9 protein-coding genes are annotated in these 10,979 nt (G+C 49.4%); all 9 read right to left on the reverse strand.

Translation table 11 applies throughout. The annotated features are described in order from the left end of the window. Positions 1–6: 6 nt before the first annotated feature. Positions 7–426: a toxin-antitoxin system YwqK family antitoxin gene (locus BBR47_RS22375; RefSeq protein WP_015892704.1), complete on the reverse strand. Its 420-nt coding sequence runs from the start codon at positions 424–426 to the stop codon at positions 7–9. Then, positions 407–3,151, reverse strand: coding sequence for a YwqJ-related putative deaminase (locus tag BBR47_RS29825; protein WP_015892705.1), 2,745 nt, complete (start codon positions 3,149–3,151; stop codon positions 407–409). The genes BBR47_RS22375 and BBR47_RS29825 overlap by 20 nt, the downstream gene beginning before the upstream one ends. Positions 3,152–3,164: 13 nt before the next feature. After that, positions 3,165–3,587, reverse strand: coding sequence for a DUF4280 domain-containing protein (locus BBR47_RS22385; RefSeq protein ID WP_015892706.1), 423 nt, complete (start codon positions 3,585–3,587; stop codon positions 3,165–3,167). Beyond that, complete coding sequence (locus BBR47_RS22390; protein ID WP_015892707.1) at positions 3,574–4,125, reverse strand: imm11 family protein; 552 nt, start codon at positions 4,123–4,125, stop codon at positions 3,574–3,576. Before BBR47_RS22390 ends, BBR47_RS22385 begins: the two co-directional genes overlap by 14 nt. Further along, the gene (locus BBR47_RS22395) at positions 4,122–5,267 is read right to left on the reverse strand and encodes a pentapeptide repeat-containing protein (protein ID WP_015892708.1); all 1,146 of its coding nucleotides are present in this window, start codon (positions 5,265–5,267) and stop codon (positions 4,122–4,124) included. Before BBR47_RS22395 ends, BBR47_RS22390 begins: the two co-directional genes overlap by 4 nt. 72 nt (positions 5,268–5,339) lie before the next feature. After that, positions 5,340–6,764: a contractile injection system protein, VgrG/Pvc8 family gene (locus tag BBR47_RS22400; protein WP_015892709.1), complete on the reverse strand. Its 1,425-nt coding sequence runs from the start codon at positions 6,762–6,764 to the stop codon at positions 5,340–5,342. Next, positions 6,761–7,429 (reverse strand): hypothetical protein, encoded by a 669-nt coding sequence (locus tag BBR47_RS22405; protein ID WP_015892710.1) that lies wholly within the window; start codon positions 7,427–7,429, stop codon positions 6,761–6,763. Before BBR47_RS22405 ends, BBR47_RS22400 begins: the two co-directional genes overlap by 4 nt. Positions 7,430–7,443: 14 nt before the next feature. Beyond that, on the reverse strand, positions 7,444–8,223 hold the full coding sequence (locus BBR47_RS22410; protein WP_015892711.1) for a hypothetical protein: 780 nt from the start codon (positions 8,221–8,223) through the stop codon (positions 7,444–7,446). 44 nt (positions 8,224–8,267) lie between these two features. Next, complete coding sequence (locus tag BBR47_RS22415; protein WP_015892712.1) at positions 8,268–10,943, reverse strand: molecular chaperone; 2,676 nt, start codon at positions 10,941–10,943, stop codon at positions 8,268–8,270. Positions 10,944–10,979: the final 36 nt, after the last annotated feature.

Raw genomic sequence — 10,979 nt, forward strand, 5'->3', positions numbered from 1 at the left:
GCTAACTCAAAGATTTTCATATTTGGAATAGTGTTCTCTAAACTTCAATAAAATTTTATAGTTGGAATCCGGGGATTCAGGGTCAAGCTTGCGTTTTTCAATTAACTCACCATTCTCACTCCATTCAGTATAGTCTAGTTCAACTCCCCATTCATAATGCCCGATTGATCTTATTGAATCATTTGAATGCCAGTAAGTCCTACGTCCATGAACTTTCCCTCTTCTTAGTTCATATTCTGTTTGAATTTTTCCATTAGGAAACCATTCTCTTCGAAACCCATGTGGAAATCCGTCTTTATAGTGAGTCTCCCTTTTGGTCACTCCGTTAGGATATTTAACATATCCAATACCTGTAAAAGGCTGATCACAATAAGTTCTTATATCATCGTCATAATCTAACATTTCCTCATCTACGATTTTTTCCATATTTTAAAACCTCCGGTATGAAATTAGAACCTTGTGTCAAATAGTCACAATGTGGGCATCGAGGGACAGGTGTGCCACGAAGCTTTTTAGAGCCATTGGATTTTATTACATAAATCATATAATCTGAGAGATTTGAACCGGATCTGGATAAAAGCGCATCATTTAGTGCAAAAATTTCCGCGTGTGATCCAGCACCTTTAGTTTTTTCATACCCATGCAATATCTCATCAGGCATGTTCTCTAATCTATCCTTAATTTCTTTAGCAAGTTTATTGGGGATACTACCGTCTATAGTATTTCTTCCAAAATAAATCTTTCCAGTCTTCTTATCAAGAACCCCAGCTAGACATGGTCCCATTTCATCATTAGTTAAACCCATAGCTTTTAGTCGCTTGTATTCGTCAACAACGGCACCTCTCAAGTTGATGCGTTGATGCAATTCTGTTGGGCTTAGTTGACCATATTTCGCTCTTAGCTCCTCTAAGCGACTTGGTTTAGCATTACCCGTCCCCTCAGGCGGCTTCTCCGGCGGCTTTTGATTCGGCTTTTGATTCGGCTTCTGCCCATTCGGTCCCCCATATGTTTCGCGCCACTTCAGTTGGTTCTCTGTAGGGGCAAGCTCCACTACATCTTTTTTATTCGAGAATTTTACTGGAAACCCTTCCGCCAATTGTAACTGAGGACTTAAACTATCCGCTAAATTCTGCAAGCCTTCTTGCATATCATCGCGCAGCTTCCTAGCCTTTTGCTTGAGCTGTTCCTTCATCTGCTTCGCCTTGTTGATGACAGCATCTTTTGCAGCCATGACGCTAGCGTACAACTGCTCCTTGATTCGCTGGACGGCTTGCATCACATCCATCTCGTCTAGTGTTTTGCGGGCAGCCGTCCAGACCTTCCCTACGGTACTTTCGACGGCATTTGCTACCGTCTTCACTACATCCGCCGCTGAGTCTGCTACCTCAAGCACTTTCTGTCCCACTTTCGTTCCCTTTAGTGCTTTGTGCGCCTTTGCTCCTAGCTTGGCTCCGGTTGCCGCCCAGCCCGCAAAAGGGATACACGCCGCCAGCGATAGCGCCGCTCCTGCATAGTCTCCACGCGCGAGCGAGATTCCCGCATTCGCTAAGTCCGCTATTTCTCCCAGACCCGGAATGAGTCCCACAACATCCAACGCTAACTGTACACCATCCAGAAATCCACCCCAGCCAGACTCTTCCTCTTCCTGCTGCTCCTCTTCCTCCTCTTCCTCCTCCTGCGGCAAATCCTCCACAACCACAGGCGCTTTCGTCAGCCCGACCATCTCAATCTTCGGTGCTTGAAGATCGACTTCCCCGTCCAAAATCATGCTGCTGGTGCTGCACATGAGGTAGATCGCTTCCTTGGCCTTGATCTCGACCTTCGTATCTGACGTAATCTCCATATCCTTTTCCGAGGAAAATACGATCGGATGCATACTGTGAATCTCGATGCCGTCCTCTTCATGCAGCTTGATAAAAATATTGCCTTCCTTGCTCTCCTTGGCAGTAAGAACGAGCTCCTTGCCGCCCATCATCAGCTCTTTGCCAAAGTTGGTTCCCCAGTACTTGATGCCGGGATTGCCTGTCTTCGCCGTGCTGCCCCCGCCTTTTCGCACGGAGCTGACTGCCATGGCGCCTTCTTCATCTGGTGTGGAGAAGTACAGCTTGACGGAGTCGCCCATTTGCGGCATGCAGTGAAAACCGCTGTTGCCCTCTGCCGAGTAGACCGTGGCATACGGGAACCAACTCGCCTCTGCCTTGGGCTGCTTCGGATCAATGTCGAGGTGGATTTTGACGGTGTCCTTCTGGATGTCGATAATCTTGCCTTCCAGGGCAGCGCCGCATATGTCGTCGTTACGGATAGGGTTTTGACGGATGCCTGCTTCGGGCATGAGCTGATAGGCGTGAATGAGAAGCGCATGTTCGATCCTCGTTGTTGACCCGGAGACGACCAGCTCTTTACCTTGGTAGTTCACGCGGTCTCCGAGCTGGAGGACCTGTCCGCTTTCTACTTCATAGGTGAGAAAATCGTTTTCCGACATACCTGCCGCGTAGCCGTTTTCTGTCGTTTCCATATAGGGCGACAGCCTTTTGCTGATGGTGTAGCTCGCGTCTGTCAGTTGAGCAGTACGTCCCTCGGGTAAGCCAAACCAGAACTTTGGCTTATCCGCGACAGCCTCGGCGACGAGAATAGAGCCGAAGCGGGAGGCCAGTCGCTTTAAAAACTCCCAATCTGTCTCCTGATACTGAATGGCGATGGTCCCAAGCGGCGCTCCATTCGAAGCATGATCCAAATAATCCGAGCCAGGATAGTCCTTTGTGATTTCATCCAGCAGACTGGCATAGGACATTTGTTTATGCTGAAAAGAGCGCATCTTGCGCTGTCCGTCCATTCGCTGCGTGTGCGAGACCGCTTCGAGCTCCAAATGGTACACGCCGTGAACAAAGTTCACACTGACGGAATCCACGAGTCCTTTGAATAATGTCTTTGTAAGCGAACCGTTTTCCACCAAATTCAGCGCGACTGTATCCTCACTCGTCGCCATTTCAATGTAACGGTCGCTTTTTTCCTCCGGGATGATACCGGTGACGAACAGCCTGGCGTGCTCATTGACTTTCTTCACGATTCTGACATCTTGTAGGCTTTGGATTTCAAAGGGTGAGACCAACTGAATATTCTCGTATCCAGCCAGCTTCTCTGTCGTATTCATACAATCCCCCTCACTATTGCTCCTGTCCGTCGTCTTCGATGCGAATGCAGCCTCCATATATGCACATGTTCGTGCTGGTGTTTAACAGGGCGGGATGATTTTCCACAAGTACATCTGCCTTGCCATCGATCCAGGGCATGGTGACTACTGGAATGCATGGCATCGGCTTGAGTACACCGTTGTTAGCAGCAGTTGCAGCTGCAACAGTTGGATTTTTCTCGCATTTGCATTTGCCGAACGGCATGATGTTCACTTGCGGCATATAGTCATTCACGTTCATCTGTGCCTGGTTGCGAATGTACACGCCATGACTAAACGGCGTTTTCAGCTTGTTCTTCTGGCTCCCGTAGTCGCACGTGAGAATTGCTCCTGCCACGACGTAGCTTTTCTTCGGAGCCGACGAAGGTACAACATCGACATCTTCAATCATGGGCATGACTCATTCTCCTCCCTGCTTGCTCTACTTTTTTCAAGCGGATACCGAAAAAGTCCCTGCGTAGCAAAGCTTCCGCCAGCCGCAAATCGATGATGATATACGGTTCGCGAATCCCTTCGATTTGAAAGATCGTATGGCGTCCAATCTTGTCTGGATCGAGAACCAGCCTTTTGAGGGAGCCGTCCCTGTGAAACTCGCTTTGCTCGGACAGGCAGTTCACACGCGGCAGAATCATCAGCCAGTACAAATCCTGCTTGATCCGCTCCCTGTCTACGAGCACGACAGATTTTACGAACAGCTTCGGCGCGAACTTGTGGATGATTGTCTTTAAGCGGTTGGAATAGAGCGGGATCGGTCTGTCGAGAAAATCCAGGTAGTCATTTTCTTTCTTTTGCTTGATGTCGAACTGGATGACGGCCTCGTCCAACTCGTCCTGATATTCTGTGGTGAGCCACTCCTGCCGGATGACGTCAAAAACGCCCGTTGGCTCTACTGCACTCGCGATTCGCTCGTCCTGTGACAAGATGAAATAATTCATGCCTGACTCCCCTCTCGCCAAATGACATGTCGCTCCTGAAGCTCATCCAACAGAATGGACTCCCTGGCCTCCTCCGAGAATACGGCTCTCTCCAGAAGCGCGCCGCTAAAATTCGCTCCGGTCAAAATCGCATCTGTAAAGTCTGCGCCGCGCAGATCGGCTCCAGTAAAATCAGTCCCGGTCAAGTCCGCCCCGACGAACAAGACACCATCAAAGCCGGGTGTCTCCCACGCATCTGGTTCCAACAACCCCCTTGGCCCGGATGCTTCACGAAAGCTCGCGCCTAGCAGATTCGCTCCGGTAAAATCCGCTCCATGAATGAGACTGTCTCCGAAATCAACTGCTTTTAGCTGGGCACGATGCCATCTCGTCCCGACCAAAACACTTTCGCGAAGGGTCGCTTTCGTTAGCTGACTGTCAGAGAGGTCCGAATAACGAAGATCAAGACCATCGAATTGTCCTTGTCCTAAATCGAGGCCAGCCAAAACCTTGTAGCCGTATTCCAGCTCTTGCTTTTCTTCCAGCCAGGCACGGATCATCCCGGAATCTTTGTGGCGAGTGTCCAGACAATACACGATCTCGCTTTGATCGATATATTCCCCGACACGCACCTCCAGCTCCAGCTCCTTGTCCACCTGTTGAAAGACTTCCAGCTGAACAGCCTGCACCATGGCATAACGGATCAGGTGAACGACATATTGATGAAACTTCTCTGCCTCCACGAGCTTGATCCGTTCGATATCGGGAAGTCTTACGTGTCCGGCATACGCTCTGGCAGCCTCGTTCCATTCGTCTGCGAGCCGATCCAAAAAGTGGAATGCCCAGCTCGCATCATAGCTGGTTTGACACTCTACCGGATCGAAAAACCAACTGCTGTCCGTAGCTTCCAGCAAATAATGACTGCTTCCAAGAAGATGCTCCGTCCGCAGCATGGAATAGGTCAAGTGCGCCAGTTTGCCCTTTGTCCCTTGCTCCTGCTTATCAACCACGCGTCGGCATATGGCTTCAAATGAATGAAGAAATTCTTTTGTGAGCCTCTCTTTATTCGCCTGATAGTAAGCATCCAAGGCATGCAGGCTGGCAATGGTTCTCTTCGGCACCTCGTGCTCCTTGAAATGCTGCAAGGCTTCCTCTCTCTCCATGCCAATCCCCCCTTCTTCTCACCGTTTTTGCATACACCAAACACACGGTTACCCGCGTGGCAACCATGTGTGTCAATTGGTTTTGAGCTCCTGCCCGACGATGCTTGTATTTCCGTCCATCTTGATGTTGCTCTCTTTGCAGGTGAGACTGATCTCCTCTTTCGCCGAGATAATCACCTTCGTGGCAGAGTCCATCAAAATGTCCTTTTCGGAGACAACCTTGATATTTTTTTTGCTAAAAATCTGGATGCCGTCCGCATCAGTCATGCGAATGAGGATTTCCCCGTCCTTTGCGCTAAGCAATACCTCCGACGGGCTGAACATCAGTTCTTTTCCGTTGGCTGTTCGGAAGTATTTGATATCGGGATTCCCGAGCTTGTTCGTTTCGCCCTCGTCTGAATTTTTCCGGACAGAGCTGATCGCAATCCCGTCACTTTCCTTGTTGCTCGGAAAATAGACGCGGACGTAGTCATCGAGCTCCGGCATGCAATACCAACCGCTGTTTCCTTCGGCCGTATAAACGGAAGAGTACGGGAACCAGTGCGCCTCGCTCTTGCTCTGGCTCTCATCGATATCGAGGTGGATTTTGACGTTGTCTTTTGAGACCTCAATGACTTTCCCCTGTACCGATGCCCCTACGATGAGCGAATTGTGGAGCGGCTTTTGGCTCATTCCTTTTTTGGACGCGAGCAAATACTTGTGCTTGAGCAAGCCTTTCTTCATCTCGGTATGGGCCTCATACACATACAGGCTCTTTCCTTTAAAATCCACACCGTTGCCCAAATCGAGCACACGATCCGTCTCTACCTCGTAAAAGATGTAGTCATTTTCATCCACGCCCTTGACCCCGTTTTCCGAGGAATGGCGGAATTCATTCAAATTTTTGCGCACCCGGTAGTGAAAATCGTCGAGCTTGCCTTTCGATGCACCCTCTGGCACACCGAAGCTGAACTTCGGCTTTTCAAAAACGGATGCTGGCATTAGTCCCGTCTGAAAACGCGAAGCCAGCCGCTTGAGAAATTGCCAATCCGTCTCCTGATACTGCATGGTAAAGGAGCCCAGCTTCCCACCATTGGAGGCCATGTCCATAATGTCCATGCCTGGGTATTCTCCTGCGATTGTCTTCAAAAGGGCACCGTAGGTCATGGCTTTGTTTTGAAACGAACGGCTCTTGCGCTTCACGTCGAGATTGTACGTAGGCGAGACAGCTTCGACGTACAAATAATACACGTCTCGTACGGCCTTGATGCCTATCTCCAGAACGATCCCCGCAAAAAGCGGCGTGGCGTTGCCATCGTTATCTACCTGACTGATTTCGATCGGGGTCTGTGCTTCTGTCATTTCTACATAGCTGTCCTTCAATTCTTCTGGTACAATCCCCGTAAATGTCAGGTGGGCATGCTCATTGATCTTTTTCGTAATCGTCAGTTCTACCAGATGCGTCAATTGATAAGGAGAGATTTGCAAATTGTTGTAGGCAATGACAGGAAGACTCATATTTTCCCTTCTCCCTTCCCATTTTCATCCGAATTGGTGGATACGAGCGACAAGGAATCCATGATTCCCCAGCCTACTGGCTTCCAATCTGACAGCTCCTGCTCCGTGCAATTGAACGTGCAGAGAAGAGCGCGTCCCTGTAGCGAGACAAAGCTGATCAGGTTGTAAATGTCTGTATCCAATGCTGGTGCAACAAATTCGAAAAATCCGACGCTGGTCCCGGCAATCTCACGTATTCCTTCCTCCTGCCAACGAGCGAGCGGCTGTGTTCTCCGCAAAACCTGCTTCATGACATCCATGAAGGCTTTTAGCTGCGCAGGAGAATCCGTCAGCTTGCTCTCGGTATAGGTAAAAGCCAGGTTAATTGAAGCTGTTTCGTTCGTAAAAATCAGGGAAGGCCTACGTTCCGATGGATACTTCAGAGCTGCTACTTCTGGACTCATGATGGAAAATGTCTTCGGAATTCGAATCTGTACGAGATCGTTGAGGACGCGCTTGTCCTCCATGGGAATTTTCTCTTCACCGACTGTAATAAATGATTTGTTCACCACATCCAGTCGATTTTTGCCCTTGGGACCAAAACGTATTGCTGCTGGCTGTGCATCCTCACCGGAAAGCTCATTCAACATGCCAATAATGCTTTCATCCATGCGCGCCATTTCCATTCACCATCCTCTCGTTAATCAACAATAACTCGCTGACGCCCGCCTGTTTTCCACTCTGTTTTTGAGGATCTTCCGCCGCTCTTGGCGTCATCCAAGATGCGTGCGAGGTATTTGAGGATCTGCAGGTTCGTGTACTCGCGGTAACCCGTTCCCATTCTGTTGCCTATATAATGAAGAACGAGCCCCCGCTCTACTCTGTCCGCATTCAAGCACTGCATGGCAAAGGCGAGATCATACGGGTGATTGGTGACCGTTTTTAGCATTTCATTCGCAAAATATCGCAGGATGTAGGGAGCAAGCGTTGGCTCGTTTCTCCCGGCATGTTCGACATGAACGATATTCCACGTATTGAATTCGGTCGCCATATCGGCTAAATCCTGATAATCACCGCGAAGCCTTGCCCCTTGCTTGAGCTTGAAGCGCCCCAACTCCCTTTCATCCAGACGTGACTCTAGCTCCGTATCGAGAACATACGACGTCTCGTAAACGTAATAGTCGGTCAGCGAAGTCTCTTCCTGAAAGCGAATCTTGAGCACCGTCTCCATACCTGTGGCCTCATAAGGGATATGCTCTTCGCGTTCAAACAAGTAAATCCGTCCTTGATGCTTGACGATCCCTCTGCCGACAGTGAGGTGCCCTTCGCCAATCGTTACATCCATCCCGGAAATAATGCCGTCTGTATAATCTTGAAAGTATAAATCGACAAAATGTCGCGGGTAATCACGCAGATTCTCAAGCATCTCTCGCTTGAGAATTCGCCCTTTATGAAAATTGGGATAGAGATGGGAAAACACCGCTGTTCCCCCTTCCTGTTCATTTAAGCTGCCTGGTTATTTGCTCATTTCATCCCGTCAAAGAAATCCAGCTCGGACAAGTCACTCTCAAAAGCAAAGAAAACCTTTTTCCCCAAAGCAAGCTGTTCATTCAGACGAGCTACTGGCACGACATGGAATCCCCACTCACTGCCGCTCGCAAAAACGAAGTATTTCGACTCCCCATTTTGAATCGAGTCAGTCTCGTCCTGCGGGATATGCGTACCGTACTTACTCGCGATGTCCTCATACAATACGGTTTTGTATTGAGCGGGTTCATCCATGTACAAGTACCGCTGGCGCAGCTGGCCGTCATTTTCCTTGAGATAAAATTCAACCTCGCTCACGCCGTAGGGACGCGAGATAGAGCCATGCACGAGACTCAGCTTTTCCTGACTGTGAATGAGCACTCTCTCTTGCTTGTTATGCGTGAAGGCGGTCACGGAATACGGGACGATCGGTGCATGATTCGTAATCTGCGCTTCGATGAAACCTGCCTTTTTGGCACTTTGATAGCGCAGTGCTCCACGCAAGCAAGACAGCTTCAGGTCTGGCACCTTGCCCGCATCCTCCGACTTTTGCCGAAACTCGATGCTGCGTCCAGGGACAAACTCTTTGAGCGCTTCACGGAAAACATCAATCCGGCACGACTGCCCAGTCAGCTTGATGATCGAGAATTCAGCCAGCCTTCCCTGTTGGTAAAAATCGTCCAAGAAGACGCGCAAAATCTCGTAAATATCGGCCTTGATCAGGTGATTGATCTCTTTGGCGTTGAAAACGACATCAGGAAAATCAAACACGTCCCGGAAGCGTCCATCCTCCCGTATCGACAACACCCATCGCTCGACTGCCGTCAGCTTTAGATCGGGCTCTTGACGATTTTCTGTATCGGATGTGAAGCGATTGCGCAGAATGCCGGTCTGACGGAAAAACTCTTTTTTCATATGGTCAGCGAGGTCCCACAAAAAGTGAAAATTGTTGCGAACACGCTGATACTCGTCCCGGCTCTTGTTCTCGTACTCCTTGTAGCGAGTCGGCAAAATCGCCTCGGCCTCCCGATATCTCGCTTCGAAGCGTTCATAGATGGAGTCGACGCCGTATTCATCCACGTACCGGAATATTTCCGATCCAGGGATGTCGATGATTTGGTCGATGTCGGTCACTTGCCGCCCTTTTCCGTAATAGTCCGCGAAGACGATTTTCATAAATTGCATGATGCGATACGTAATGTTGTTGCCTCCAAAATTGGTGTCGCCGTTTTCATAGGTCGTATCGATATCGATGCGATAGGAGATATGTCCGTCCTCAATCCGGAAATGGCAGGATGACAGATCCGTCGTGCCTCCGCCGCAATCGATGACGAGCGCTTGATAGGTCTCCCCATCCAGAAAGCTGTTTTTGTCAATTTGATCGGCAATCGTGTTAAATAGGACTGCCATTCCTTCATCGAGGGCGTGCTCTGATTCAATCCGATACTCAGGCAAAATCTCGGTGAACATCTCAAGAAACTGCGTTTTCAGCTTGACCGGACTTGTGATATGCAGATGACGAAAGCGGCATTTGAATTGATGCTCGGCCATTTGTATGACGTGAAGAAGGTATTGGCGCAGGATGTCGCTTCGTTTCACAGTCGCGGTATTTCCTTGGCTGTCCATGACCTCTTCGATCTTGTGATAGCTGTTCACCCAGCGCTTAATGCCTTGAAACACGGTCGCGTTCGTGCTGTATCCATTCTTTTTCATGTGCCGAAGTGCTTCATAGCCGATATGAAAGCGAACGTCATGTGGGGAGGAGCAATCCGCCACGCTGACAGCCGTCGGCAGCACCTCGATCCATTCCTCGTTTTTTTGCGTCGTATCGGGGAAGGAGACGTAATTGATCGCATTCAAGCGTATACGTCCATTCAACAAGTCGTTGCTGGAAGGGGAGCTGACATATTGATGGTCGAGAAAAGCACCCGCTGTCGTCGAGGAGGTACCAAAATCAATCGCGAGAATGGCATCTGTTTCTTCCAATTCCCTGATCTCGAGGTCAGTCACAGGTACTTTGTAGTAGTGGAGATTGACAGGCGGTAACGGATGGTCCTGATGATACGCCTTGTACAAATACTCCGAATCCTGCTTGCGGAAAAAGAGCAGGCTGTAGTTTTGATTGACCGTTTTTCTCAGTTGAGCATCTTGGCAAGCGTGCAGCGTAAAATGCCCGGCTCTCCTATCATCTTTTTCCTTGCGCAGATGCAGAATACCGCATAGCTCCATATGGTCATTCACCAAAAGTACATTGGATTCGGACAAGCCTTTGGAGGACTCGACGTGATAGTTGTCCAGCCTGCCAATGGCAAGACCCATGTACAAGCACATCTTCGCTGGAATTTTGATCACATCTACACCTGGCATCGGTGTGTTTAAATATTTGTGGAGTACGGCTTCGAGGCGTTCAACACCACCTGGTACAGTACTTTCAATCAGGAGGTTTTCTTCTGCACCGCGAAAACGCAGAATCGTATGCAGCAGTCCCTCCCGATCGAGATTGTTCACGACAGAGCCGACCAGCTTCTCCTTGTAACAAATATTGCGGAGCTGAAAGGTCGTCATCTCCATCAGCTCGTCCCGTGTATAGGTCGCTTCGCCTGGATGATTGCGTTGATTTCCATCCCCGCTGCTGCCCTTTTGGAGATGAAGCTTGTATGAATAGGTAGACATCCCAACTCTCCTCTCTCCCGACCTTTTGTTGGGGTC

Origin of the sequence: Brevibacillus brevis NBRC 100599 (assembly GCF_000010165.1) — a bacterium.
Classification (GTDB): domain Bacteria; phylum Bacillota; class Bacilli; order Brevibacillales; family Brevibacillaceae; genus Brevibacillus; species Brevibacillus brevis_D.